This window comes from Pyramidobacter sp. C12-8 (assembly GCF_002007215.1).
GTDB lineage: Bacteria > Synergistota > Synergistia > Synergistales > Dethiosulfovibrionaceae > Pyramidobacter.
In genome coordinates this window covers 35,519-59,767 of sequence record NZ_MUHX01000016.1, presented here as the reverse complement: position 1 = coordinate 59,767, position 24,249 = coordinate 35,519, and the positions used below count along the sequence as shown (strand labels likewise).

The window sequence follows — 24,249 nt, the reverse complement described above, 5'->3', positions numbered from 1 at the left end:
AAAAATTTAACGGAAAATCTCCTGCAGAGATCTTTATCAACCTGTATGGCGAGGATGTATTGCATTTACTCGGACTCGAACTTATTCCGCCACAGGATATCTGTTTAAAGCGGACTCTTCTCGCCGGTAAATAACGGCTCCTTTTTAATTTCTTGATTGCATTAACTCTGAACTGAAAATTTTGCTTTCAGTTGAGGATCACTTTTGTATGCACTTTTTTCGGACAATTTCCTCGTAACAGCTTTTCATCCCCTTGAATTTGTTCCGTTAGCGCAATCTTGATCGTTATTATGTGTTCGTAATGACTGCTTGCTGCTTTTGTCCTGTCAAAGTAAATGCAACCCCGTCGCATTTACTTTGACGAGGTTGCATTTACTCTGAAAATTTACCAAAAAATTTCCGGCTTCCGAACGGGAAGCCTGAAATTTTTTTTCGTCTCAGGCCAGCCCCGCAGCTCGGGAGATGCGATCGCGCAGCGCCCGGCCGATGCCGACGAGCGGCGGCCATTGAGCGACGATGGGCAGACCGTCTTTTTCCAGCTCGCGCAGCGCCGTGAAAAGGCCGTGGGCATACGCTGCGAAACTGTCGAAACGGATCTGGCGCGCGGGCTCTTCTTCCGCCGCCGCCACGCCCATGTACGTGAAACGCTCCGGCCAGGCGAACGCCGCGCCAGGCTCCCAGACGCGCACTTCCACCGCGGGCGCGTAATGGCGGTAACGGGTCCCCGGCGAGCGTTTGAGTTCGTTGACGCCGACGGGCAGCGCCACTTCGCCGAGAAATTCCCGCAACTCTTCCATGGCAACGCCGCCGGGGCGCAGCAACACCGGCACGGCGCCGCTCACGTCGAGCACGGTCGATTCGACGCCGACGCGGCACTCGCCCGCGTCGAGGATCATCGCCGCGGCAGAGCCGATGTCCTCGGCTACGGTCCGCGCGTTCGTGGGGCTGGGGCGGCCGCTGCGGTTGGCGCTCGGTCCGGCCACGGGCACGCCGCAGGCGGAGAAGAACGCCAGCGCCGCAGGATAATCGGGCATGCGGCAGCCGACCGTCGTCAGCCCGCCGCGCGCCTCCTTCGACACGCAGTCCCGAGCCGGCAGCACCAGCGTCAGCGGCCCCGGCCAAAAGCGCTCCATCAGCCGCCGGGCGCGAGCGTCGACATACGCCGCCGCCTCCACCGCTTCGGGGCTGGGGAAATGCAGGATCAGAGGATTGTCCGAAGGACGCCCTTTGGCGGCGTAAATTTTTTTCACCGCCTCGCCGTCCAGCGCGTTGCCGCCAAGTCCGTAGACCGTCTCGGTGGGAAAGGCCACCAGCTCGCCGGCGCGGATCAGCGCCGCGGCGCGGGCAATCACCGCCGGGTCGGGGTTCCAGAAATCGACGGGGACGATATTGTCATACGTTTTCAAGGTAAGCGCCGCCTTCGTACCGCGTCATGAACTCGCGGCGGTAAGCGCCGAAGCGCCCTTCGACGATGGCCTGCCGCGCGCCGGCCGCGAGCTGGACGAGGAAATGGATGTTGTGCCACGAGAGCAGCCGCACCGCCAGGATCTCGCCCGCCCGATAGAGGTGGCGCACGTAGGCGCGCGTGAAGTTGCGGCAGGCGTAGCAACCGCACTCGGGGTCGATGGGCGAAAAGTCCTCGGCGTAGCGCCGGTTTTTGACGTTCATCTTGCCTTCGCAGGTGAACGCGGTGCCGGTGCGGCCGTTGCGCGTCGGCAGCACGCAGTCGAACATGTCGACGCCGCGGGCGATGCCCTCGATCAGATTGGCGGGATGGCCGACGCCCATCAGATAGCGCGGCTTGCGCTCCGGCAGACGCGGCATCAAGGCGTCGAGGCAGCGGTACATCTCCGCGTGCGACTCGCCCACCGACAGACCGCCGATGGCGTAGCCGGGGAAGTCCATCCGCGCCAGTTCCTCGGCGCAGGCGGCGCGCAGGTCGTCGAACAGCGCTCCCTGCACGATGCCGAACTGCGCCTGACCGGCGCGGGTATGAGAGGCTTTGCAGCGCGCCGCCCAGCGCAGCGTGCGCTGCACCGCGGCCTGCGCCTGCTCTCGCGAACAGGGCAGCTTGACGCACTGGTCGAAGCACATGGCGATGTCGGCGCCCAGCTTCTCCTGAACCTGCGTGGCCAGCTCGGGCGTCATCAGATAGCGCGTGCCGTCCAGATGGGACTGGAATTCGACGCCGTCGTCCATGATCTTGTTGATGCCGGCCAGCGAGAACACCTGAAAGCCGCCGCTGTCGGTGAGGATGGGGCGATCCCAGTTCATGAAGCCGTGCAGCCCGCCGGCCTTGGCGATCAGGTCGGGACCGGGGCGCAAAAACAGATGGTAGGTGTTGGACAGGATGATCTTGGCGCCGATCCGCTTCAGCTCGTCGGGACTCATGGCCTTGACCGTGGCCTGCGTGCCCACGGGCATGAAAACCGGCGTGGGGATCACGCCGTGCGGCGTGACGAACTCGCCGGCGCGCGCCCCCGTCTCGGGATCCTGTGCGATCAATCGATACTCAAACACGTGCGGCTTCCTCCAGACCGAAAAATTCCATATTGTTGCGCCAGACCTGGGCGGTCAGTTCCTCCAGCGCCATGTTTTTCACTTCGGCCACCTTGCGGTAGACCAGCGGCACGCGCGACGGCTCGTTGACCGTGCCGCGGAACGGTTTCGGCGACATCCAGGGCGAATCGGTCTCGCACAGGATCGCTTCCGCCGGCAGCCCGCGCACGACGGCGCGGACGTCCTCCGCTTTGGCAAACGTCACCAGCCCCGTGACGCCGATCTTCCAGCCGCGGTCCAGCGCCCTGCGAGCGTCGTCCATGGAGCCGGTGAAGCAGTGCAACTCCGCCTTTTCCGGCGCGCGTTCCGCCGTCATCAGCGGCCAGAAATCGTCGTAGGCGTCGCGCACGTGGAAGACCACGGGCTTGTTCAGCGTCTTGGCGGCTTCCAACTGCTGCGCCAGCTTTTCGATCTGCACGGCGCGCGGCGACAGGTCGTAATAGTAGTCGAGGCCGATCTCGCCCCAGGCTTTCACTTCGGGAAGCGCGGCCATGTCCAGCAGCTCCCGCGGCAGTTCGCCCGCCGGCAGATCCTTGACTTCGTGCGGATGGATTCCGACCACGGGGAACAAACCGTACGGCTTGTACCGGCGGCAGATTTCCAGCGCCTCGGCGCTGTCGTCCAGCGTGCTGCCGATCACCGCCATGCGGACGACGCCCGCGCCCTTCGCCCGCTCCAGCCCCGCGGGAATGCCGCCGCGCAGCTCCGGCGAGTTGAGATGGCAGTGGCTGTCGACGTAGTTCATGATAAAACCTCCAGCCGGGCAAGCGCCCGTTCTTCCCAGCGATGCATGAAAGCCGTTTGTTCCGGCGTATGGAACCAATGTTCTCCTGTTTCCATCACCGTCACGCGGCCGCCCGAAGCCATCGCGAACTTTTCCACGGCGCCGCGGTCCGTCAATTCGTCACGGCCTGCCAAGAGAATTTCGCACGGCTGACGCCAGACGCTTGCCGGATGCTGCCGCGCGTATTCGTAATACGGCCATGAAAGCTCCTCCCCCGTCGCCGCGCGGACGATTTTTTCGCGGCGCAGACGCTCCTCGCTCACTCTGGCGCGTTGCATCATCCTGCGGATCAAACCGGCCATATCGAGCAGCGGCGAAACGAAAAGGACGCCGGACAGTTTCTCGTCGGCGCAAGCCAGCATGGCAAGCCACGCGCCGATGCTGACCGCGCGTAGGGCGACCGATTCCCACCGGCAACGCGCCCAGCGCGTCACCCTCTTAAGTTCCGGCACAGCATTCCAGGGCACAAGGCCGCTCCGCTCTCCGCGGCGCTCGCCGTGCCCCGGCAGATCGAGCGCCGCCGTCTGCCAGCCCCGGCTCGCCGCCAATCCCGAAAAATCGCGGCACTCTTCTTTGCAGCCGCCCCGACCGTGGATCATCAAAAACGCCTTTTCAGCCGCCTCTCCACGGATCAAAATGGGAATGCCGTCGATCTCGAGCCGTTCTTCTCTCATCCCCGCGTCCATCGTTCCATCCACTTCTTTTCATAAAATGTTCCACTCATGTTCAAGCTTACCCAGCGTCCCAAGGTCGCCAATGAAAGACGGCGGTTGGGCGGCTGGGAAGCCGATACCGTGTGCGGCACAATAGGGAAAGCCTGTCGTGCCGCTCTGGTCGACCGAAAGAGCCGTATGCTTCTGTGCCGCAAGGCGGAGAGCAAGACCGCCGACTGCGTCGCCAGGACCGTCATCGACCTGCTGAAAGACCCGCCGCATAAGAGCGTTGCCCCCGACCGTGGCTGCGAGTTCTCCAACTGCGAACAGATCAGCGCCGGTCTTGAAGGGATCAAGCTCTATTATCCCGAGCCGCATCAACCATGACGGAGAGGAACGAACGAGAACACCGACGGGCTTTTGAGGGGATATTTTCCCAATTAAAGAGGGATGTTACGGAGATACCCGACGAAATCATCCAAATGTATGTCAACCGCTTAAACATTCGCCCGCGTAAATGTCTTGGCTGGAAATCTCCTGATAAGGTTTTCCACTCGACTTCGTTGCTCTTGGATCGAATATTCGCGCATCGAACATGCCCGGCTCGTCAAAACGCGCGGGCTACACCTTGGTCAGCGGCGCTTTGAAGCTGAGGCGGCGCGGCGTGGCGAGGCGGTCGAAGCGCACCGTGTAGCACAGTTCGCCCGCATCCGCTTCGACGATCACGCCGGGACCGAAAACCGGGTGCGTCACAGCCGTACCTAGCGGCAGCGCCTCGATCCGGCTGTCGCGGCGCAGCTGCTTTTCGCTCTCGGCGATGCGGTATCGGGCCTCTTCGATCAGGCCGGGACGCGGCGGCGTGACGTACTGCAGAAGTCCCTGGTCGATGTCGAGGATGAAGCGGCTCGGATAGCGCGGCGAACCGTCCAGCGTGCGGCCGTCGGCTTCCGTCAGGCAGAGGGCGTCGCGGGCGCGGGTCACGGCGACGAAGGCGAGGCGGCGCTCCTCCTCCATCGCGTGCAGCGTGCGCGTGCGGCGCGTCGGGAACACGCCTTCGTTCATGCCGCACAGGAACACGTGGGGAAATTCCAGTCCCTTGGCCGCGTGCACGGTCATGAAGCGCACCGTGTCGGCCGACTCGGCGCGGTCGCCGTCGGTGAACAGCGCCGCGCGGCGGAGGTAATCGGCGACGCCGCTTTCCTCGCCGCAGGTCGTCTCGTACTCGTGGACGGACTGTTTCAACTCGGCCAGATTGTCGAGGCGCTGCTGAGCTCCCTCGGTGCGCAGCATCGCTTCGTAGCCGCTTTCGTCGAGGAGTCCGGACAGCGCTTCCGACACGGGCAAGGCCGGGCCGGCGGCGGCAAACCGTTCGATCAGGCTCACGAAGGCGGCGGCGCGGGTGCCCTTGAAGATCTCCTCGTCCAGCGTCGCGGTCAGCGCCTCCCACAGCGAGCAGCCGCGAGACGCCGCCTGTTCTTCCAAAAAGGCCATGCGCCGCGCGCCCATGTTGCGCCGCGGCGCGTTGACCACGCGGCGGAAGGCGAGGTCGTCGCGGTAGGCGACCAGGCGCAGGTAGGCGAGCGCGTCCTTGATCTCGGCGCGGTCGTAGAACTGCACGCCGGCGTAGATCGTGTAGGGGATCTTCTCCTTCAAAAACGCCGCTTCCAGGCTGCGCGTCAGGTAATGGGCGCGATACAGCACCGCGCACGACTTGTAGGGCGCGTCCGCTTCGCGGAGCTTTTTGATCTCGGCGGCGATCCAGCGCGCCTCGTCCTCCGCCGTCTCGCCGTGGAAGCAGCGCACCGGGGCGCCGGGGGCGCGCACGGGGAGCAGGTCTTTTTTGACGCGCGTCTCGTTCTTGTCGATCAGGCTGTTGGCGGCCGCGAGGATCTGCGGCGTGGAGCGGTAATTTTCCATCATCATGATCGTGCGCGTGCCCGGGTGGCGGGCGTCGAAATCGAGCAGGTACCTGACGCTGGCGCCGCGCCAGGTGTAGATGGTCTGGTCGGGGTCGCCGACGACGAACAGGTTCTTGTGAAAGCCGCAAAGGGCTTCCATGAGGCGGTACTGGAGCCCGTCGATATCCTGGAACTCGTCGATCATGATATATTCGAGGCGCTGCTGCCACTTGCGGCGGATCTCGGGCTCGCGCTCGAAGATGTGCAGCGTGAAGACGATCAGGTCGTTGTAGTCGAGGCCGAAGCATTTCTTCTGCTGATAGAGATAGCCGTAAAACAAAATGTCCGACGGCTCCGCGGCTTCCTCGTACTTTTTGCGCAGCCGCTCCAGCGGCAGGGCGATCAGGTCGCGGCAGTACAGCGGTTCCTTGAAGAGCTTGCGGATCTCGAACATGTCGCGCGCCTCGGCGAAAGTCATGTCGCGCAGCGTCAGGCCGCGCTCGGCGTAAACGATCCTGAGGATGTCGTCGATGTCGGAGTTGTCGAGGACGATGAAGCTTTTCGGATACTGCACGGCGTGGCTGTCCTCCTGCAGGACGGAGACGCAGAAGCCGTGAAACGTGTTGACGTAGCCCGTGTCGTTGTCGCCGGTGAGCGCGTGGATGCGCTGGCGCATTTCGTTGGCCGACTTGTTGCTGAAGGTGACGCAGAGGATGTGCCCAGGCATCACGCCCAGCCCTTCCACCAGCCAGGCGAAGCGCCGCGACAGGGCGCGCGTCTTGCCCGATCCGGCGCCGGCGATGACGCGCACGTAACCTTCCGTCGCCGTCACGGCCTCGCGCTGGGCCGCGCTCAGCCCTTCGAGAATGTCTTCCAACGCCGCCGCCCCCTTTCTTCCACGAATACCAATCATCATACAGGAAGCGCCGAAGAAATCAAGGCGGCGGCAAAACGAAACGCGGCGGGAAGGAACCGCGCCCCATTTCGCGGCCGGTGGGATATAATGAAAAAAATCTTCGCGGAGGCCAAAGACATGATCCTGATCAGCGGAAAAAGTTATCTGCCGCTCAAGCGGCTTATGGATATCGTCGGATCGTTGGGGGCGCTGCTGATTTTTTCCCCGCTGATGATCCGGGTCGCGCTGCGGGTGAAAAGGGAGCTGGGCTCTCCCGTCGTCTTCGCTCAGCCGCGCCCGGGGCGCGGCGAAAAGATTTTTCTGAACTACAAGTTCCGTTCCATGCGCCAGGCCGTCGACGCTTCGGGACGCCCGCTGCCCGACCGGGAGCGCCTCACGCCGTTCGGCCGCTGGCTGCGCCGTTCGAGCCTCGACGAACTGCCCGAGCTGTGGAACGTCCTCAAGGGCGAGATGAGCCTCGTCGGGCCGCGTCCGCTGCTGGTCGATTTTTTACCGCTCTTCAGCGAAGAGGAAGCGCGCCGCCACTCCGTCCGCCCGGGCCTCACGGGACTGGCCCAGATCAACGGCCGCAACGCCATGAGCTGGGAAAAGCGCCTCCAGTACGATCTCGAATACGTCGACCGCCTCAGCCTGTGGCTCGACCTCAAGATCCTCTGGCGCACCGCCGCCGTCGTCCTGCGCCGCAACGGCATCGACGCCGGCGAAGGGGAAACGATCATCGCGCCGCCAACGGAGATCAAGCGGCCCCGCGCGCTCGAAAAGATCAAAGGCGCGAAGGATTGACCGCCATGAAAAAAATTCTCGTCGCCGGCGCCCGCAGCTTTGTGGGACGCTCTTTCGCCAGATGGCTGGAACGCTTCGGCGGCCGCTACCGGACCGACTTCGTCAGCCTGCGCGGCGCGGAGTGGCGCCGGCACAGCTTCGCCGGTTACGACGCCCTGATTCACTGCGCGGGGATCGCGCACCTGTCCGCCGCGCCCGACGAGTTTTATCGGCGCGTCAACCGCGACCTCGCCGAGGAGACCGCGCTCAAGGCGCGTCGCGAGGGCGTCGGACAGTTCGTCTTCATGAGCAGCATCGCCGTTTACGGCGACAGCGCGCCGCCGGGAGAGGAAAAAATCATCGCGGCCGGGACCGTCCCCGCGCCGTCGAACATTTACGGACAGTCAAAGCTGGAAGCCGAAGGGAGACTCGCCGCGCTCGCCGCGCCGGCGTTCAGGATCGCCGTCGTCCGCGCCCCTCTGATTTACGGCCCGGGCTGCGGGGGGAACTTTCCCGCGCTGATCGGATGCGCGCGCCGCCTGCCGCTTTTTCCCAAAGTGGAAAACCGCCGCAGCATGATCTATATCGGCAACCTCTGCGAACAGCTCCGCCTGATCGTCGACCGGGAGGACTCCGGCACGTTCTTCCCGCAAAACAGCGCTTATGTCGGCACTTCCGATCTGGTGCGCCGTCTGGGCGCGCTCCAGGGGCGGAACATCACTCTCACGAGACTTCTCAATCCCACGCTGTATTTTTTGCGCCGCTTCACGCCGGCGGTCGACAAGGCCTTCGGCTCTCTCTGCTACGCTCGGGAGTTAAGTCGATGCGAAGAGTACGATATCGTGCCGTTCGAGCAATCTCTCGTGGAAACGCTGAACGCATTCGAGAATTTACGATGAAAAAACTTCTTATTGCGACAACGATCCAAAGAACGCTGCGCGACTTCCTGCTTCCTTACGGCGATTATTTCCGCGCCCAAGGCTGGCAGGTCGACGCGATGGCCAACGCGCGCGATCCCTTTCCCGCCGCGGAAAGTCATTTCGATCGTTTTTACGCCGTCGACTGGGGACGCCGCCCTCTCGACCCGCATAATTTCGCGCGCGCGCCGCGCGCCGTACGCGAACTGGTCGCTCGCGAAAAATACGACATCGTTCACGTCCACACGCCCGTAGCGGCGTTCGTCGCCCGCTTCGCCCTGCGCGGCCTGCGCGCGGCGGGGCAGGTCAAGGTCGTGTACACCGCGCACGGCTTTCATTTCTTCAAGGGCAACTCGAAAATAAAAAACGGCCTGTTCATCGCCCTCGAGAAACTCGCCGGGCGCTGGACAGACCGTTTGGTCGTCATCAACCGCGAAGACTACGACGCCGCGCAGAAACACCGCATCGTTCCGCGCGAAAACGTCGCCTTGATGCCGGGGATCGGCGTCGATCTATCGCGATACAGCAGCGGCGCCGTCAGCGACGCGCAGGTCGCCGCCGCGCGCCGGGAAATGCAGCTGATGCCGCAGGAGCTCTACCTTCTCATGATCGCCGAGTTCAATCCCGGCAAACGCCACCGCGACGCCGTCAGGGCGCTCGCACGAATCGAGGAGCCGCGCCTTCATCTCGCCTTCGCCGGACAGGGGCCGCTGTTCGCGGAAACGCAAGCGCTGGCCCGCCGCTGCGGCGTCGAAAAACGCTGCCACTTCCTCGGCCAGCGCGACGACGTCCCCGCGCTGCTCAAAGGCGCGGCCGCCGCCGTGCTGCCCTCGGAACGCGAAGGTCTGCCCCGTTCGATACTGGAAGCCATGGCCATGGGCACGCCGGCGATCGGCGCCGACGTCCGCGGCACGCGCGACCTGCTCGCCGGCGGCTGCGGCACGCTCGTGCCCGTAGGCGACACGGAAGCGCTGGCACACGCGTTCCACGCCGTTTTCGGCGCGCCCGCGCCTTGCCGAGAGCACGTCAGACGGGCCTCGGAAAAGGTCAAAAACTACGCCATCGAACGCCTCCAAAAAATGCACGAACAACTCTACGCCGGACTTCTCTCTTCAGCTCCCGCGCCTCGGCAAAAGAAACGATAATTCCGTTCCGCGCTGTGCCGCCGCGACGGGGAGGGCAAGTTTCCCGGCGGGACGGGAACTAGGCGTCTTTCCCCCGCACGATCCGCCGCGCCGCATTATACAGATGGACTTTCCGCAGCACTCTCCCCAGCCCGCTCACCAGACGGGCGCCCGGCGGACGCCAGCTGCCCGCGAACCAGTGGACCGTAAAGGCGCCGGCAAAATTTTTTCCGTAATTTTCACCTTTCAGGGTCAGCGGGCAAAAGATCTCCTGCGGATAGATACACAGGCCGTCGTCAAGAAACTGCTTTCGATTGTTCAAAAGCACGCCGTACCGTTCCTGAAGGTCCCGCGTGATCAGTCCCGTATTCGGGGTCAGATCGGGAGCGCCGTTTTCATCGACGAAACGTTTCCGCACGTAGTCATCGAGCAATCCTTCGATCCACGGGTGTCCCGCCTCGGCTCCCATGATCCCGGTCACGGGACAGCCGGGACGCTCGAATCCAGTAAAAGCGCGATGCCGCAAAAAGCCATCGAGCGGCTTCAGCACCTCGACGTCGCTGTCCAGATAAACCCCGCCTTGATGATACAAGGCGTAAATCCGCAGAAAATCCGAGACGAAGGCCCATTTTTTCATGGCCGCCGCTTCCCGTGTAAACCGGAACGCGGAAAGGTCGAAATTCAGCTCGTTCCAAAGAACGATCCTGTAATCGGGCAGATATTTCTTCCATGAAGCAAGACACCGGCGTCCCAGCGCGGGGAATTTCTTTTCGCCGAACCAGCAGTAATGGATGATTTTGGGAATCGCCACGTCTTCTCACCCCTGACGCTGATTTTATACCACCTGAAACAGATAGAACTTGAGGTACTCGGTTTCCGGCACGCCCCAGAGGACGGGATGGTCGGGGGATTGGCCGCGGGCTTCGATCCGGCGCAGGCTGACTTTGGCGTCGGCGGCCGCGGCGGCCAGCGTTTGGCGGAACAGCTCGTCGGTCATGAAGTGGGAGCACGAGGCGGTGGCGAGGTAGCCGCCGCGGGGCAGCAGCCTCATGGCCTTGAGGTTGATCTCCTTGTAGCCGCGGGCGGCGTCGCGCACGCTGCGGCGCGATTTGGCGAAGGCAGGCGGGTCGAGGATGATCATGCCGTACTCGCCGCGGGCGCGGCAGGCCATGTCGGCGAGCAGGTCGAAGACGTCGGCGGCGACGAAGTCCACGCGGTCGAGGCAGCCGTTCAGCGCGGCGTTGCGGCGCGCCATCTCCAGAGCGCTCGCGGAAACGTCCACGGCGGTGACGTGCGCCGCGCCGCCCTTGACGGCGTTGAGCGCGAACGAGCCGGTGTGGGTGAAGCAGTCCAGCACGTTCAGACCGGCGCACAGGCGGGCCGCCGCAGCGCGGTTGAACTTCTGGTCGAGGAAGAAGCCCGTCTTCTGCCCCTCCACGAAGTCGACGTCGTAGAGCACGCCGTTCTCGCAGATGCGCGCCGTGCGGCGCCCGGCCAGCGAGCAGCCGTCCATGGCGAACTCGCCGCTGTGCCGCGGCAGGCCCTCAAGGTCGCGGATTACAGAATCGCTGCGCTCGTACAGGCCGCTGATCTTCTGCCCGCCCTCGCGCAGCAGCCGCACCAGCATGGGGAACAGCAGCTCTTTCAACTTGTCCATGCCGAGCGACAGCACTTCGGCCACCAGCACGTCGTCGAAGCGGTCCACGGTCAGGCCGGGAAAGTTGTCGGCGTCGCCGAAGATCAAACGGCAGCAGTCGTACTGATCGCCCATCACCGTTTTGCGGTAGTTCAGCGCGTAGCGCAGACGGCGCTCGAAGAAAGCGGCGTCGAAGCGGTCGTTGGCGTTGGCGGAGATGAGGCGGACGCGGATCTTGGAACGGTCGTTGACGAACCCCGTGCCGAGGTACGTTCCGCCGCGGCTCACCACGTCGACGAGATCGCCGGGGGCGTATTGTCCCCGAACGTCCGTGACCTCTTCGCCGTAGACCCACGGATGGCCGCTTTTGACGCTGCGCTCCGCCTTGGGCGTGACGGCGAAGCGCGGATAATGTCGTTCCTGTTTCATGATCGCACTCCTCGAAGATCGGCCCGAGCGGCCGCGATTTTTCGCCATTATACCATCATGCGAACCGGCTTTTGCGGCAAAAACAGGGGCGGACGGCCAAATTTTCCCGGTCGTCCGCCCCTGTTTTTCTTTTCGGAAAAGCTTCTCGTTCAGCGGGCCTCCATGCTTCTTTCCGGTTCGAGGATCTCGCGCACGATCAGATACATGAGATTGTGCAGGATCGACGGCTGCTGCCCGGGAGCGCGCAGCAGCTCTCCGCCGGCGCCGAACTGTTCTTCAAGAAGCAGAAAGACCTGACGCGATTCCGCCGCGCGCCCCGCCTGAGCCAGCACGTAAGCGCCCAGCGAAGCGGCCGCCAGCGACGCCTGTTCGCCTTCGACGAAACAGGTCGGCTCGGCGCGAAGCCTTTCCACCAGACGGTCCATGGAATGAAGCGGCACAAGGCCGCCGTCCAGCAGATTGGCCATGATCAACAGCGCGTCGAGAGAACCGTCCTGGCTGTCCACGTAACTGCGCTTGTCCACGTCGTAAGCCAGCCGCAGCGTCTGCGCGCCGCTCCCCGCCAGCAGGATGCCGAGACAGCGCTGCGCCACCGGCTCCCACTGGGAAGAAAAACTTTGCAGCTGCAGCAGCGCCTTCACGTCGACAGCGCCGAGGCTGAGACGGTGGCTGGGCTCGTAAATGCTGAAAATCCCGGACTCCCGTTCTTTCCACGAGGCGCCGTTGATCAGCACGTTGCGGTAGACGTTGAAGCGCAGCATGCGCCCCGCCGTTTTCAGCGCCCGCTCGCGGTAGTGCGGCTCGTCCCATCGTTCCGCCGCGTCGAGCAGCACGCGGCAGAACTGCAGGTCCGTCGCGGTGCGGTCCTCCCACGCTACCGGCTGCAAAGAAGCGTCCAGCTGCCGGTACAGCAGCATCAGCGGCGACTGGAAGTGCTTCACCGCCAAGCGGTAGAGCGCCTCAAAGCGCTCACGGTCGTTCTGCAGCAGACGCAGGCGCAGTTCGCGCACAAGCACTTCCGACGAATAAGTGCTGCCGCCGGGCCGATCGGGCAGCAGGCCGTTTTCGGAGCGGCACGCTTCCAACGCGCTCTCCACGGAGGCCTGCGACGGCGCGGCCGCGAAAGCGAGCGCCAGCAGAGCGCACGCCGCGATTTTCAGAAGACGCTTCTTTTTCACGACGGCGCCACCTCCGTATCGCTCAGAATTTTTTCAGCCGCGCCAAAATCAGCGGCACCAGGATCAGCGCGATCACCATGTTGGCGGCCATGAAGCTGCCGTTGTACAGCAGCGAGTAGACCAGCGGATGCGTGCCCGCCGGCGCGTAGGACGCGAAGAACACCACGCCCGAGGCCACATGGCAGACGATCCGCGCCGCCACGGCGACAAGGATGCCGGCGAAGACGTGTTCCCCGCCCAGCGCCGCCAGCCCCAGCGCCGCGTAGGCCAGCGGATAATCGAGCATCCCTTGCACGGGATGGACCACGTAGCCGCCCATCACGTACTGCAGAAGGCCGGCCACGGCGCCCGCGCCGATCCCCTTCAACAGTCCCCAGCGCATCGCGTACACCAGCAGCGGCACGATCTCCAGCGTCACCGAACCGCCCTGAGGCAGACGGAACAGCCTCAGCCGCGAGAACACCACCGCCAGCGCAATGCACAGCGCCGCCTCCACCACCGACTGCGTTTTGCTGCGTTGATACATCAAAAAGACCTCCCGTAAAATCAAAAGATTTACAGGGGACGGGAAAACCCGCACCTTCCCTGCACCGGTATGAACCGGATCAGGTTCCAAGGGTCGAGACCGTTTCGTCTCCTCTCAGCCGGATACGCCGACGCCCCCGGTTCCTGCTTTTATTATCATCGTTCCGGGCGGACGCGTCAAGACCGTCTCGCCGAAAGGCCCCCGGCTATGGTAGACTTGTGAAAACGAACGCGCCGTCCCAGCGGCACAAAAGGAGAAAAAGACGATGAGACCAGTTCTGTTCTTTGGGGAAGCGCTGATGGACCAGTTTTACGACGCCGCAGGCGAACTGCAAAGCTCCCTGCCCGGCGGTTCCGTGCTCAACGCCGCCGTCGGCGCGGCGCGGCTCGAACTACCGGCGGCCTTCTGCGGCGGCATCGGCGGCGACGAGGAAGGACGCGCGCTGCTGCGGCTGTTCGACCGCGAGCGCATCGACCACCGCTTCACCGTCTACAAAAAAGACCGCGCCACCGCCGCTGCGCAAGTGCGCCTCGCCACCTCGGGGCAACCGAACTTCGCCTTCCGCCGCGCGGGCTGCGCCGACGAATCCGTGACGCCCGACGACGTGGCAGAGATCGACCCGAACGACTTCAGCGGCCTGCACTGCGGCGGCGTCATGCTCGCCTCCGAACCGGGCGCGTCCGCGCAGGAAGCCTTGGCGGAAAAATTCTACGATGCCGGCGTTCCCGTGTCGTTCGATCTCAACGTCCGTCCCGCGCTGATCGCCGACAAGCAAAACTACTGCGAACGGGCGCTGAAATTCATGATCCGCCCGCAGCTCGTCAAATTCAGCCGCGACGACATCGAATGGTTCTTCCCCGGCGAGGACGTCAACGACAGCTTCGCCGCCATGCACCAGGCCCGCCGCGGCGCGCTCACCGTCCTCACCGCCGGCGCGCAAGGTTCGCTGATCGCTTCCGGCCAGGTCTGCGAGCGCCTCTTCGCCTACTCGGTCGCCGTCGCCGACACGACCGGCTGCGGCGACGGCTATGCCGCCGGTCTGCTGCGCGGCCTGTTCAGCCTGCCCGACGCCACCGCTTGGGACGAACTGACCGCGGAACAGGCGCGCTGGATCGGTTCCGGCGCTTCGGCCGTCGCCGCCCGCGTCTGCGAAAAGAGGGGCGCCATCGCCGCCATGCCCCGCTTCCGCGACATTTACGGCGCCAACGGCACGCATCAGTGAGCGTAAGGCGGCGAAGAACGCCAAGAAGAACGAAAAAGCGACAAACGGAAAAAGCCTGCCGATCGCTCGATCGGCAGGCTTTTTCGTGCGGACTGTTCTACGTGGAACAATCCCGATTTATCGTCAATTCTCATTTTTTCCCGCGCCGATGCGCAATATTTTCAACGACGCCTTTCCATTGAAAACCGGTATCAGAAATTCGGTTCGGGCCCCGTGCCGTGAGGCAGATCCCAGTCGCGGCACACACCTTTGGTGAACAGCAGATGGATGCAGGGCACGCCTTTTTCGAGAAAATCCATGATCAGGCCGCGATCCCACGTTTTCGGCTTTACCGGCCAGGGCGGCATGATCAGCCCGTGAGGCAGAACGGCGCCTTCTTCCATGCTGCGCCCAAGGCTCAGCCACGAACCGCCGCAGCTGATGAAGGCTGTGATGGGCTTTGCAGCGAAGAGCATCTGCCGGAAAGCCATGGACATGCGGAGATCTGCCGGGATCATGCAGGTTTCGCGGCGCTCGCTCATGAGCCGGCGCACGAGCGGCAGCACATCCTCATCGAGGATGTTCCGGCGCATGCGGTCGTCCATGCCGCCCGGCGTCAGCGCGTCGATCTTCACGTCCATGACGCCGCGTTCGCGCAGCGCGTCGAGCATCACCGGCACGGTGAACTGCGGCAGCGTGCCGCCATACATGGAAGCGCCGTAGGAGAGCACGAAGACCGTGTTCAGTTTCAGCGTTCGCGCCGCGCAGAGCGCGGCCATCGTGAAACCGGGGTAGGAACTGGTGGCGTTGATGCCGATCCAATCTCCTTCTCTGACGCCGGCGCGGATCAGATAGCCGGCCAGGGCCCCGGCCATTTCCGGCTGGGCGGCCGCGCGCTTGTCGTGCCAGCTGCCGGGGGTCGTGGCCAGCGCGGTGAACTCCTCGCCCACCAAGCCGGTACGATCGGGATCGAGGCGCACGTCGAAATCGGGCACGCGCCTCAACTTTTCTTCCCACAGCACCGCCTCGCAGCGGCGCATCAAATCGACCGCAGCGTTCTGCCTCGCGTCTTCGAAGGCGCAAGCGGAACGTGCCGCCAGCGCCAGAACCAAACACAAGAAAATTCTTTTCATCGTTCCCACCTTCATGACGTCGCGGCGCACGGACAATAAAAACTCAGAAACGGAGCGGCTGTTTCCGAGTTTTTTCTGTCGCGATCTTTCAATGGGCTCTTTTTCCAAAACGTTCCGCCTCGCGTTCGCACCACAGATACAGAGCGGCGCAGAGCGCAAAGAGCCCGGCGTAGAGGATCAGCACGGGCGAGTAACTGCCGGCGAGGCTGTAACCGAAGTTGATCAGCGGGTTGCCGACGGCGATGCCGGCGGACATGAGCGCGAAGAAAACGCCGATCATCGCCGTATACGCCCGAGCCCCCAGAAGATTCGTCACCAGCAGCGGCACCATGATGGTCTCCACCGGCATGGCAAAGCCCAGCAGCACGGCGAACGCGACGGCGGAAAGCTCGCCCGAGGCGCGGGAAAGCGTCAGCAGCGCGGCGACGCCGCACGCGCAGCTCGTCAGGAATACAGGCCGAAGCCCGAAACGGTCGTACAGCGCGCCCCAGAGGACCTTGGCCGCGCCCAGCACGATGAACATCAGCCCCGTCATCTGCCCGGCAAAGACGGGATCGAAACCGCGATCCACCAGATGCGCGGGAGCGATCGTATAGACAGGATTGCACAGCCAGCCGAGCACGAACACGATCGCGAACAGCGCGTAAAAACGGCCCGTACGGCGTAGCTCCGCAAGCGACGGTCCGGCGTCGGAAGGCTCTGCGCGCGCCTTTTGCAAAGCGGCGTTTTCCGGCCTGCGGCGCACGCGCACGAACAACGTCAGACCGAGGCCGATGCCCAGGATCAGGAACGAAGTCAAACGGTAGGAGAAACGCCAGCCGTTCTGCGCGATCCAGCGCGCCACGAGCACGTTGCCGAGGGCGCCGCCGATGCCGCTGGCAGCAAAAACAATGCCCAGCACGGTGCCTTTGCGCTCCGTGAACCAGTTGTCCACCAGATAAGAACAGGACGCGCTGGTGCACAGGGCCAGCGCGGTGCCCTGCAGGATGCCGCCGGCGTAAAACCCGGGCAGCGTGCTGGAAGACGAAAAGATGAAAAACGCCGCCGCGAGGAACAGAAAACCGGCGCCGACCGTCCGGCGGATGCCGATCTTCGTAAAAATTTTCAGCCACAGCAGATTGAAAATCGTCGTGAACAGATACCTCATGCTGAAGGTCAGGGAAAAATCGGCCCGGCTCAGGCCGAACTCCCGCGTCACCGGGGCAAGATACTGCCCGTTGGGAGCGTTGCCCAGCCCCATGGCTACAAACATGAACATAAAACTCACGGCCGCAATGACGTAACGATACGATGAATTCTTTTCCCCCGACTCCGCGTTTCGATTCATTTTCAGCCTCTTCCCCGCTTCGGGAGCGTGGCGCTCCCTTTTTTTCACAAACGGCTACAGCAGCACCATGCTCGCCACGGCGAAGTACAGCGCCAGCCCCAGCACGTCGACGATCGTGGCCAGCAGCGGCCCGGAGATCAGCGCCGGGTCGAAGCCGAGGCGTTTGACGACGAAGGGCATGAGCGCGCCGAGCAGGTCGGACGCCACGACCACGCAGATCATCGCCATGGCGACCACGAACGTGACCTGCGCGCCCGCGCCGATGAAAAGCGACCGTCCCGCCGCCAGCAGGGCCATGGCGCCGCCCAGCAGCAGGGCCGTGACCAATTCGCGCAGCAGCACCCGCCCCAGCACGCTGCTTTCCAGACGCCCCAGCCCCATCGAGCGGATGATCAGCACCGAGATCTGCGCGCCCACGTTGCCGCCCGTGTCGATCAGCAGCGGCACGAAGAACGAGAGCGCCAGCACCTGCGAGAGCATGTCCTCGTAGTTTTCCATGATGCCCGTGGTGAGGATGCCCGTCACCAGACAGAGCAGCAGGCAGGGGAAGCGCCGCAGCGCTTCGCCCCACAGACTGCCCTCGTCGTTGTCGCCGTAAAGTCCGCCGGCGTGGTGGAACAGCTCGGTGTTTTCGTCTTCCATGACGTCGAGCACGTCGTCGAAGGGCAGCGCGCCGAGGAGCCGCCCGTCCTTCACGACCGGCAGCACCTGCACGTCGTAGCGCGACATGATGCGCGCCGCCTCGGCGCGGTCCATTTCGGGCGGCACGGCGTGGCAGTCCTCTTCCGTGAGCTGCTCGACCTTCACTTCCGGCGCGGCGAGAACGAGGTCTTCCAGCGCCGCCGTGCCGGCGAAACGCTCGCCGTCGATGACGAAGCAGTGATAGACCAGATCCTTGCCCGGCGCGTCGCGCCGGATCTTGTCCAGCGCTCCGGCCACCGTGTCCCGCGGCGACAGGACCACGCCGTTGCCGCTCATGATGTAGCCGACGGAATCTTCCGGCCACTCTTTCTTGGGCTGCAAAAGCTTTTGCAGGTTCTTCGGCAGTTTTTCCAGCAACGGATGCTTTTGGCGCGAAGGCAGGGCGTTCAGCAGCTCCGGCAGCAGACGCTCCGGCAGCGACAGGAACAGCCCCCGCAGCTCGGGGATCGAAGCGCTGCTCAGCAGCTTCTGTTTTTCGCGGCGCGACAGGCCTTCGATCAGCACGGCCAGACGGGCCGGTTTCAAAATGCTGCACAGCGCCAGGCCGCTTCGCGGCGGCAGACGCAGCAGTTCCTCCTCCAGCACTTCCGGCGTCATGCCCCGGATCATCAGCCGGGCCTCGTCCAGGCGCCCCTGCTGCAGCAGCGTCTTCAGACGAGAACTGTATCCCATGCGGGCGGACATGGCGGGTCGTCCTCCCGATCCAAAACGCAGATTTTTTTCATGTTCGTCACCTCATCGCGGACACAGACCGCTCAACTCAGGCCGATAAAAACGCCGGCGAGCTCGAAATAGACGATCAGCCCGCAGACGTCGACGACCGTCGTGATCAGCGGCCCGGACATGATCGCCGGATCCAGCCTGACGGCGCGGGCCAGCAGCGGCAGCAGCGTCCCCGCCAGATTGCCCAGCAGTACGATCAGCGTTACCGCCGCCGCCACCGTCCAGGCCACGGCGGTTCCCGTGCCGATCATCCAGGCCCGCGCCATGCCCAACAGGCCCAGCGCGCTTCCGAGCAGAAGCCCGGTCATCGTCTCGCGCAGGATGATCCGCCCCAGGTCGCGCCACTGCACCTCTCCCACGGTCATGCCGCGGATCATCAGCGTCGCCGCCTGGGTGCCGGCGTTGCCGCCGGTGCCGATCAGCAGCGGCACGAAAAAAGTCAACGAAACGACGTGCTGCACGATCGGCGCGTAATGTTTGAGCACCGTCGACGTCAGCGCTTCGGCGACGATGCAGACGATCAGCCAGATGAAACGCTTGCGCGCGACGGTGAAAAGCCCGGCGTCGAGGTAATCTTCCTCGACCGGCTCGATGCCCGCCATGCGCTCGAAGTCTTCCGTAGCCTCCTCTTCGACGACGTCGAGAATGTCGTCGAAGGTGATAATTCCGACCAGGCGGTTTTCCTTGTCCACCACCGGCAACGTGTGCAGGTCGTAGCGGGAGATGATCTGTGCGGCTTCTTCCTGGTCGGCGGTGGTCGGCACGGAGACGGGGCCGCCGTCCATGATGTCGAGCACTTCCGTCTGCGGGTCGGCGAGGATCAGGTCCTCCAGCTCGACCATGCCGAGCAGGTGGCGTCCCTCGTCGGTGACGCAGCACGTGTAGATGGTCTCCTTGCTGCGCGCTTTCTGGCGGATGCGCACGAGCGCCGCTTCGGCCGTCATGTGCGCCTTGAGGTCGATGTACTCGGGCGTCATGATGCGGCCGGCGCTGTCCTGCGGATAGCCCAGCAGCGTGTTGGCCAGCTTTCGTTCCTCGGGCGACAGCTTCTGCAGCAGGCGCTTCACCGTGGTCGCCGGCAGCTCGTCGAACAGTTCCGTGCGGTCGTCGTCGGACATCTCCTCGATGATCTCTTTGACTTCGTCGTCCGTGGCGTGCTGCAAAAAGCGTTCCTGCTCCTCGATGTCCAGCAGCTCGAACACCTCGACGGCCAGATCTTTGGGCAGCAGGCGGAAATAAAATACCAGGCGGGCCGGCGGCAGATCGCGCTCCAGCCCTTCGGCGATGTCGATCGGTTCCATGTCGGAGAGCAGCTCTTTGGCCTCGCGGAAGCGCTTCCGGTCGATACAGTTCTCGATCTGCTCAAAAAGTTTGTTGCGTTCCAAAAAAAAACACTCCTTTCGCGTTCCGGCAGCGGCGGCAGCCGACGCGAAAGGAACGTCAGAGCCGAGCGAAAACCGCCGGAGCTAGTGTGCCGAATCGTAAGGGGATACCGTCAGCGTGTTGGTCCATCGGTTTCCGACCGCCTCCTTCTCATGGAAACGCCCCGATACTATTTTTTGCTAAAAAGCGTCACCACGGTTTGCCGGGCGCCGCGAGGAAGTCCAGTCACTCAAAAGGAGCTCGACCGCTGCGCGGGGCGCGCAGCTCGCTTCGTGGATCTTCCTCGCAGCGCCCTTGTGTTTGGCCTTGTCATTGAGGAATAGTATGGCTCTTTTCAGGGCAACGTTTTATTATGATACACACTCGCAAAAAATGAATCAAGTGACCAAAAAGGATTTTTCACGCGCCCGCGTAAAAAAGGGACGGAGTGCGCAAAAAAAATCGCCCGGTCTTCGCGAGACCGGGCGATTTTTTTGCGCGCGCATGAAACGCGCTTATTCCCCTTCAACCGCAGCGGGCTGCGCGGCAGGCGCCGGAGGTTCTGCGGAAACCGAGGGGGCCTCCTCGGGCAGTTCCGGCGGCAGGAACTCCTCCACTTCGCCCGGTTTGGGGTCGAGCCATTCCTTCTGGAACGGCAGGCGGGCCGCCGTGCCTGTGTCCTTCCGGGTCGTACCGGTTTTGCGGTCGCCGGAGCTGGCAAAGGCGAAATCGGTCGTCATGCTCAGCGCCGACACCGGGCAGACGTCGTTGCACTGCGCGCAGAAACAGCAGCGATCGCCGTGCAGCATCACCTTGCGGGGCTTCTGCCCTTCGGTGTCGGGATCGAAGACGATGGCGCGCGCCGGACAGACCTTGGTGCACATGCCGCAGCCGATGCACTTGGCGCGGTCGTAATTCAGGCGCCCGCGGAAGCGCCCCCAACGCGGCACGGCGGGATTGAGAACGACTTTGCCCTCGGCCGCCGCCTGCAGCGCGCCGCTCATGGAATCGGGCATGCGCATGGCGGGGAAGGGACGGGTCAGGCAGTGCATAAAGAACTGACGGAGCACCGTCAGCGACATGGCGTTCAGCATTGCGGATCTCCTCCCTTTCCTTTAATGAAGCATGATCTCGACGGTGATCAGGATCATGCCGGCGAGGGACAGCAGTCCCACGTACCCCCAGTAGAAACGCGCGGCCTGCCAGATCTTGAGCCGTCCGAAGACGCTGCGCAGATACGTGACGCCGATCAGCGCCGCCGCCAGCACTTTCAGCCAGAACCAGAAGAAATCCACGACGTAGACCGCGGCTTTGGGCAGACTGCCGGCGAACAGCGAGCCGGGAAAGAACAGCCCCACGATCAGCGCCGAAAATGCCAGCGAGCGCACAGTGATCGACAGGTTGACCAGCGCCAGGTTGACGCCGCTGAACTCCACCGTCATGCCCTCGAGGATCTCCGTCTTGGCCTCGGCAATGTCCATCAGCCCCGTGCCGCTTTCGCCCGGAGTGATCATCAGCGCCGAGAAAAGGAAGCAGAGCAGGCCGATGAATCCGCTCCAGCCCACCATGCTCCACGGGCTGCTGACGTTGTACGTCGACAGCGCGAAAGGCGCGCCCGGCACGCCGGCCCGACTGGCCAGCCACGCGATCGAGGAGACGATGATCGCCGTGGGGATCTCGAAGCTCATCATCAGCACGATCTCGCGCTGAGCGCCGATCGTGGCGATCGGCGAACCGGAAGCGAAGGCCGCCATGGCCAGACTGATGCTCGACAGCGTGATCAGGTACAGCACGGTGATCATGTCGCCGCGGCCGGAAAGCACCGCCGGCACCGAGCCCATGGGGATGTACAAAAAGATCATCAGCCCCGCCGCCAGCGCGACTACCGGCGCGCCGTTGAAAATCCAGCCCACCGCGCGGCGCGGCGTGATGTTCTCCTTGCCGAGCAGCTTGAAGAAATCGTAAAATCCCTGCAGGAGGGGCGGCCCGAGACGACGCTGCATGCGGGCATGACCGATGCGGTCCAGCGCCTGGAAATACAACGCGAAGAGAACGACAAAGAGCGACAGCAGAAGCGCGAGGATGATTTTCAGAATCAGCATTGGCCCATCTTCCTCCTCAGGTCAGCCGTCTTCTCGCGGCTCATCTTCAAAAGTTCGTCCTTGGTGACCACGCCCTGACGGTTCGCCGCACGGTCGGTCAGCACCATGCGCTCCATGCAGGAGATGCACGGGTCGATGCTGTTGATGATCAGCGCCGCGTCGGCGATCTCGTTGCCGATGAACATCAGCGGCCAGGCCTGGGCGTTTGCGTAGGTGGGGGCGCGGACTTTCCACATGAAGACGTTCTCGTCGCCGGCTTTCAGCTCCACCACGTGCGTGACGTCGCCGCGGGGCGCCTCGATGCAGCCGTAGCCAAAGCCGCCGGCCGCCTTCAGTTTGGCCAGCCCGGCGACCGGCTTCGGAAACGCCGTGATCGGGCCTTCGGGCAGCCCCTCGAGGATGCTTTCGAGCAGATCGAGCGATTGATAGACCTCGAGCAGGCGCACGAGGAAACGGTCGAGCACGTCGCCGTGAACTTCGCCGAAATAGTCCTGAGGCACGATGGCCTTGACGGGAATGTCGCAGTACGCGTCGTAGGGCGACGACTCGCGCACGTCGGCGCGCACGCCGCTGCCGCGCGACGTCGGCCCGAGCGCGTCCAGACGCACGGCGTCGCCCGTGGGGAGCACGCCTACGTCGCGCAGACGGGCCTTGACCACCGGATCGTTGATCACGGCGTCGTAATATTCGTGGAACTCGCTGCGGTAATAAGCGATCATGTCGCGCACGACGCGGTCCACCTTCGGCGTCACGTCCCAGCGCACGCCGCCGATGGCCGTCACGGCGTAGTTGACGCGGTTGCCGGTGAGCGCTTCCAGGACGTCCATGACCTTTTCGCGCAGGGCCATGCCGAGGTGAAAGGCGCTGTCGAAACCGATCGAATAGCAGGCCACGCTCAGCCACAGGATGTGGGAGTGAACGCGCTCCAGTTCCAGCACCAGCGAGCGGATGTATTGACCGCGCACGGGCACCTGGACTTTGGCGGCGTCTTCCACGGCCTTGGCATAGGCGATGGAATGACTGAACGAACAGATGCCGCAGATCCGCTCGGCCAGAAAGATGACCTGGACGGGATTGCGCTCGCGGCTCATGAACTCGATGCCGCGATGGATCGCGCCGGGGCGGACCGTCGCGTCGACGATGCGTTCCCCCTCGATGTCGAGCCACGCCGTGACAGGTTCCTTGAGCCCCACGTGCGCGGGACCGATGGGAAGTTTATAGGTTTTGGTCATCACGGCACCTCCTAATCGAGCTCATTGATGACGCCCTTGCCCTCGGGGCCGGTCTCGTCGCGGCGCCAGGGCAGGATCGCGCGGTCCCAGCCGTCGGGCAGGAAGACGAGATCCGTGTTGGGCTGTCCGTCGTGAGCGACGCCGAGCATCTCGTTCATCTCGCGCTCGCTGAAACCGACGCCGGGATTGCGCCCGTGCAGCGACGGCATGACCAGGTCGGTCTCGGGCACGCGCACCGTGACCGTGACCGTCAGTTCCTTGCCGCGTCCTTCGCGGCGGAACAGCGAGAAGTGGTAGATCTGCCGGATCGCGTCGCCGTCGTCGTTGCCGCTGGTCACGTGAAAATGGGGAAAGTCCAGCTCACCGAGGGCGTCCACGAGATCGAGGAACCTCTCGCGCCTGACGGTAAGCAGCAGATGCCAGCGCGAATACTGGCATACGCCCTCTTTGTACTCGCGCAGCTCCGTTTCCGTCACGGCGTCGCCGAAACGGCTCTGAAGAAATTCGAGCGCTTCCTGAGGCGTTTTGTAATTCACATTTTTATCCGCGTAGATTTCCATCGACGTGGGATATTTTTTCGATTGCGCGCTTGCCAGCATGTCCATCGCGGATTACGCCCCCTCTCCCGCCGCGCTTTTGTCCAGCAGCGCGGCCCGCTTGGCTTCCAACAACGTGACCGCCTTGGCCACGCCCTCGATCAACGCTTCGGGGCGGATGGCGCAGCCGTGCACGTACACGTCTACGGGCACGATGCGATCCACGGGGCCGACGAGATTGTAGGATTTGAAGAACACGTCGCCGGACGTGGCGCAGTTGCCCACGGCGATGACCACCTTGGGGTCGGGGATCTGCGCGTAGATCTGGCGCAGCTTCGGCTCCATGAAGCGCGTCACCGGGCCGGTGACCAGAAGAACGTCGGCATGGCGCGGCGTGCCCGTCAGCTTCAGCCCGAGACGCTCGATGTCGTAACGGGGCGTCAGACTGGCGACGATTTCGATGTCGCAGCCGTTGCAGGAACCGCTGTTGAGCGTAAAAAACCACAGCGACTTGAGCAAGACCTGAAGATAATTTTCCAGCTTCATGAC

At 63.6% G+C, this 24,249-nt stretch carries 23 protein-coding genes and 1 riboswitch; of the genes, 5 read left to right on the top strand and 18 right to left on the bottom strand.

Annotated features, from left to right (window positions below; translation table 11 throughout):
- Nucleotides 1-437 precede the first annotated feature (437 nt).
- Genes B0D78_RS07555 through B0D78_RS07540 form a run of 4 tightly spaced genes read right to left on the bottom strand, consistent with a single transcriptional unit; the run spans nucleotide 438 to nucleotide 4,029 of the window.
- On the bottom strand, nucleotides 438-1,406 hold the full coding sequence (locus tag B0D78_RS07555) for an L-threonylcarbamoyladenylate synthase (protein WP_078016364.1): 969 nt from the start codon (nucleotides 1,404-1,406) through the stop codon (nucleotides 438-440).
- Nucleotides 1,393-2,520, bottom strand: a complete 1,128-nt coding sequence (gene tgt, locus B0D78_RS07550; protein WP_078016363.1) for a tRNA guanosine(34) transglycosylase Tgt — start codon at nucleotides 2,518-2,520, stop codon at nucleotides 1,393-1,395. Before tgt ends, B0D78_RS07555 begins: the two co-directional genes overlap by 14 nt.
- Nucleotides 2,513-3,304, bottom strand: a complete 792-nt coding sequence (locus tag B0D78_RS07545; protein ID WP_078016362.1) for a TatD family hydrolase — start codon at nucleotides 3,302-3,304, stop codon at nucleotides 2,513-2,515. The genes tgt and B0D78_RS07545 overlap by 8 nt, the downstream gene beginning before the upstream one ends.
- A complete protein-coding gene (locus tag B0D78_RS07540; protein ID WP_205948274.1) occupies nucleotides 3,301-4,029 on the bottom strand; it encodes an alpha/beta hydrolase in 729 nt (242 codons plus the stop codon). Before B0D78_RS07540 ends, B0D78_RS07545 begins: the two co-directional genes overlap by 4 nt.
- Nucleotides 4,030-4,065: 36 nt before the next feature.
- Here B0D78_RS07540 and B0D78_RS12565 point away from each other — a divergent pair, with 36 nt between their 5' ends.
- Entirely contained in the window at nucleotides 4,066-4,383 is a 318-nt protein-coding gene (locus tag B0D78_RS12565) for an IS30 family transposase (protein WP_143521780.1), read from the top strand.
- 234 nt (nucleotides 4,384-4,617) lie between these two features.
- Here B0D78_RS12565 and B0D78_RS07530 read toward each other — a convergent pair whose 3' ends face one another.
- Nucleotides 4,618-6,771 (bottom strand): ATP-dependent helicase, encoded by a 2,154-nt coding sequence (locus tag B0D78_RS07530; RefSeq protein WP_078016360.1) that lies wholly within the window; start codon nucleotides 6,769-6,771, stop codon nucleotides 4,618-4,620.
- 156 nt (nucleotides 6,772-6,927) lie between these two features.
- Between B0D78_RS07530 and B0D78_RS07525 the strand changes: the two genes are divergently transcribed.
- The 3 genes from B0D78_RS07525 to B0D78_RS07515 are packed head-to-tail and all read left to right on the top strand — an operon-like array spanning nucleotide 6,928 to nucleotide 9,634.
- Nucleotides 6,928-7,593, top strand: coding sequence for a sugar transferase (locus B0D78_RS07525; RefSeq protein WP_078016367.1), 666 nt, complete (start codon nucleotides 6,928-6,930; stop codon nucleotides 7,591-7,593).
- 5 nt (nucleotides 7,594-7,598) lie between these two features.
- Nucleotides 7,599-8,471, top strand: coding sequence for an NAD-dependent epimerase/dehydratase family protein (locus B0D78_RS07520; RefSeq protein ID WP_078016366.1), 873 nt, complete (start codon nucleotides 7,599-7,601; stop codon nucleotides 8,469-8,471).
- On the top strand, nucleotides 8,468-9,634 hold the full coding sequence (locus B0D78_RS07515; protein WP_078016359.1) for a glycosyltransferase family 4 protein: 1,167 nt from the start codon (nucleotides 8,468-8,470) through the stop codon (nucleotides 9,632-9,634). The genes B0D78_RS07520 and B0D78_RS07515 overlap by 4 nt, the downstream gene beginning before the upstream one ends.
- 58 nt (nucleotides 9,635-9,692) lie before the next feature.
- On the opposite strand, the gene B0D78_RS07510 is transcribed toward B0D78_RS07515, so the two are convergent.
- The 4 genes from B0D78_RS07510 to thiT form a co-directional block, all read right to left on the bottom strand.
- Nucleotides 9,693-10,424 carry a glycosyltransferase family 32 protein gene (locus B0D78_RS07510; RefSeq protein WP_078016358.1) on the bottom strand — a complete coding sequence of 244 codons (732 nt, stop codon included), beginning with the start codon at nucleotides 10,422-10,424 and terminating at the stop codon, nucleotides 9,693-9,695.
- A 24-nt stretch (nucleotides 10,425-10,448) separates the two neighbouring features.
- Nucleotides 10,449-11,678, bottom strand: coding sequence for a class I SAM-dependent rRNA methyltransferase (locus tag B0D78_RS07505; RefSeq protein ID WP_078016357.1), 1,230 nt, complete (start codon nucleotides 11,676-11,678; stop codon nucleotides 10,449-10,451).
- Between the two features lie 149 nt (nucleotides 11,679-11,827).
- Nucleotides 11,828-12,856, bottom strand: coding sequence for a hypothetical protein (locus B0D78_RS07500; protein WP_078016356.1), 1,029 nt, complete (start codon nucleotides 12,854-12,856; stop codon nucleotides 11,828-11,830).
- Between the two features lie 22 nt (nucleotides 12,857-12,878).
- The gene (gene thiT, locus B0D78_RS07495; protein ID WP_078016355.1) at nucleotides 12,879-13,382 is read right to left on the bottom strand and encodes an energy-coupled thiamine transporter ThiT; all 504 of its coding nucleotides are present in this window, start codon (nucleotides 13,380-13,382) and stop codon (nucleotides 12,879-12,881) included.
- 38 nt (nucleotides 13,383-13,420) lie between these two features.
- Nucleotides 13,421-13,530: riboswitch (TPP riboswitch) on the bottom strand.
- Nucleotides 13,531-13,647: 117 nt separating this feature from the next.
- Between thiT and B0D78_RS07490 the strand changes: the two genes are divergently transcribed.
- The gene (locus B0D78_RS07490; RefSeq protein ID WP_078016354.1) at nucleotides 13,648-14,604 is read left to right on the top strand and encodes a carbohydrate kinase family protein; all 957 of its coding nucleotides are present in this window, start codon (nucleotides 13,648-13,650) and stop codon (nucleotides 14,602-14,604) included.
- A 191-nt stretch (nucleotides 14,605-14,795) separates the two neighbouring features.
- Here the strand turns inward: B0D78_RS07490 and pgsW are convergent, their stop codons facing one another.
- The 9 genes from pgsW to B0D78_RS07445 form a co-directional block, all read right to left on the bottom strand.
- The gene (gene pgsW, locus B0D78_RS07485) at nucleotides 14,796-15,716 is read right to left on the bottom strand and encodes a poly-gamma-glutamate system protein (protein WP_168170052.1); all 921 of its coding nucleotides are present in this window, start codon (nucleotides 15,714-15,716) and stop codon (nucleotides 14,796-14,798) included.
- Between the two features lie 88 nt (nucleotides 15,717-15,804).
- Nucleotides 15,805-16,974 carry an MFS transporter gene (locus B0D78_RS07480; protein ID WP_240496144.1) on the bottom strand — a complete coding sequence of 390 codons (1,170 nt, stop codon included), beginning with the start codon at nucleotides 16,972-16,974 and terminating at the stop codon, nucleotides 15,805-15,807.
- 123 nt (nucleotides 16,975-17,097) lie between these two features.
- Nucleotides 17,098-18,429, bottom strand: coding sequence for a magnesium transporter (gene mgtE / locus B0D78_RS07475; protein ID WP_078016351.1), 1,332 nt, complete (start codon nucleotides 18,427-18,429; stop codon nucleotides 17,098-17,100).
- Nucleotides 18,430-18,500: 71 nt separating this feature from the next.
- Nucleotides 18,501-19,853 (bottom strand): magnesium transporter, encoded by a 1,353-nt coding sequence (gene mgtE / locus B0D78_RS07470; RefSeq protein WP_078016350.1) that lies wholly within the window; start codon nucleotides 19,851-19,853, stop codon nucleotides 18,501-18,503.
- A gap of 492 nt (nucleotides 19,854-20,345) precedes the next feature.
- Nucleotides 20,346-20,924 carry a 4Fe-4S dicluster domain-containing protein gene (locus B0D78_RS07465; RefSeq protein WP_078016349.1) on the bottom strand — a complete coding sequence of 193 codons (579 nt, stop codon included), beginning with the start codon at nucleotides 20,922-20,924 and terminating at the stop codon, nucleotides 20,346-20,348.
- Nucleotides 20,925-20,945: 21 nt separating this feature from the next.
- The gene (locus B0D78_RS07460) at nucleotides 20,946-21,932 is read right to left on the bottom strand and encodes a respiratory chain complex I subunit 1 family protein (RefSeq protein WP_078016348.1); all 987 of its coding nucleotides are present in this window, start codon (nucleotides 21,930-21,932) and stop codon (nucleotides 20,946-20,948) included.
- Entirely contained in the window at nucleotides 21,926-23,164 is a 1,239-nt protein-coding gene (locus tag B0D78_RS07455; protein ID WP_154528446.1) for a hydrogenase large subunit, read from the bottom strand. Before B0D78_RS07455 ends, B0D78_RS07460 begins: the two co-directional genes overlap by 7 nt.
- An 11-nt stretch (nucleotides 23,165-23,175) precedes the next feature.
- Complete coding sequence (locus B0D78_RS07450; RefSeq protein ID WP_078016346.1) at nucleotides 23,176-23,769, bottom strand: NADH-quinone oxidoreductase subunit C; 594 nt, start codon at nucleotides 23,767-23,769, stop codon at nucleotides 23,176-23,178.
- Between the two features lie 6 nt (nucleotides 23,770-23,775).
- The gene (locus B0D78_RS07445; protein WP_078016345.1) at nucleotides 23,776-24,246 is read right to left on the bottom strand and encodes an NADH-quinone oxidoreductase subunit B family protein; all 471 of its coding nucleotides are present in this window, start codon (nucleotides 24,244-24,246) and stop codon (nucleotides 23,776-23,778) included.
- Nucleotides 24,247-24,249 lie beyond the last annotated feature (3 nt).

Excerpts from the sequence above, each read along its gene's own strand:
- B0D78_RS07545 (WP_078016362.1), bottom strand. The coding sequence starts at position 3,304 with ATGAACTACGTCGACAGCCACTGCCATCTCAACTCGCCGGAGCTGCGC.
- B0D78_RS07540 (WP_205948274.1), bottom strand. The coding sequence starts at position 4,029 with ATGGACGCGGGGATGAGAGAAGAACGGCTCGAGATCGACGGCATTCCC.
- B0D78_RS12565 (WP_143521780.1), top strand. The coding sequence starts at position 4,066 with ATGTTCAAGCTTACCCAGCGTCCCAAGGTCGCCAATGAAAGACGGCGG.
- B0D78_RS07525 (WP_078016367.1), top strand. The coding sequence starts at position 6,928 with ATGATCCTGATCAGCGGAAAAAGTTATCTGCCGCTCAAGCGGCTTATG.
- B0D78_RS07520 (WP_078016366.1), top strand. The coding sequence starts at position 7,599 with ATGAAAAAAATTCTCGTCGCCGGCGCCCGCAGCTTTGTGGGACGCTCT.
- B0D78_RS07515 (WP_078016359.1), top strand. The coding sequence starts at position 8,468 with ATGAAAAAACTTCTTATTGCGACAACGATCCAAAGAACGCTGCGCGAC.
- B0D78_RS07505 (WP_078016357.1), bottom strand. The coding sequence starts at position 11,678 with ATGAAACAGGAACGACATTATCCGCGCTTCGCCGTCACGCCCAAGGCG.
- thiT (WP_078016355.1), bottom strand. The coding sequence starts at position 13,382 with ATGTATCAACGCAGCAAAACGCAGTCGGTGGTGGAGGCGGCGCTGTGC.
- B0D78_RS07490 (WP_078016354.1), top strand. The coding sequence starts at position 13,648 with ATGAGACCAGTTCTGTTCTTTGGGGAAGCGCTGATGGACCAGTTTTAC.
- pgsW (WP_168170052.1), bottom strand. The coding sequence starts at position 15,716 with ATGAAAAGAATTTTCTTGTGTTTGGTTCTGGCGCTGGCGGCACGTTCC.
- B0D78_RS07480 (WP_240496144.1), bottom strand. The coding sequence starts at position 16,974 with ATGTTCATGTTTGTAGCCATGGGGCTGGGCAACGCTCCCAACGGGCAG.
- mgtE (WP_078016351.1), bottom strand. The coding sequence starts at position 18,429 with ATGTCCGCCCGCATGGGATACAGTTCTCGTCTGAAGACGCTGCTGCAG.
- B0D78_RS07465 (WP_078016349.1), bottom strand. The coding sequence starts at position 20,924 with ATGCTGAACGCCATGTCGCTGACGGTGCTCCGTCAGTTCTTTATGCAC.
- B0D78_RS07460 (WP_078016348.1), bottom strand. The coding sequence starts at position 21,932 with ATGCTGATTCTGAAAATCATCCTCGCGCTTCTGCTGTCGCTCTTTGTC.
- B0D78_RS07455 (WP_154528446.1), bottom strand. The coding sequence starts at position 23,164 with ATGACCAAAACCTATAAACTTCCCATCGGTCCCGCGCACGTGGGGCTC.
- B0D78_RS07450 (WP_078016346.1), bottom strand. The coding sequence starts at position 23,769 with ATGGACATGCTGGCAAGCGCGCAATCGAAAAAATATCCCACGTCGATG.
- B0D78_RS07445 (WP_078016345.1), bottom strand. The coding sequence starts at position 24,246 with ATGAAGCTGGAAAATTATCTTCAGGTCTTGCTCAAGTCGCTGTGGTTT.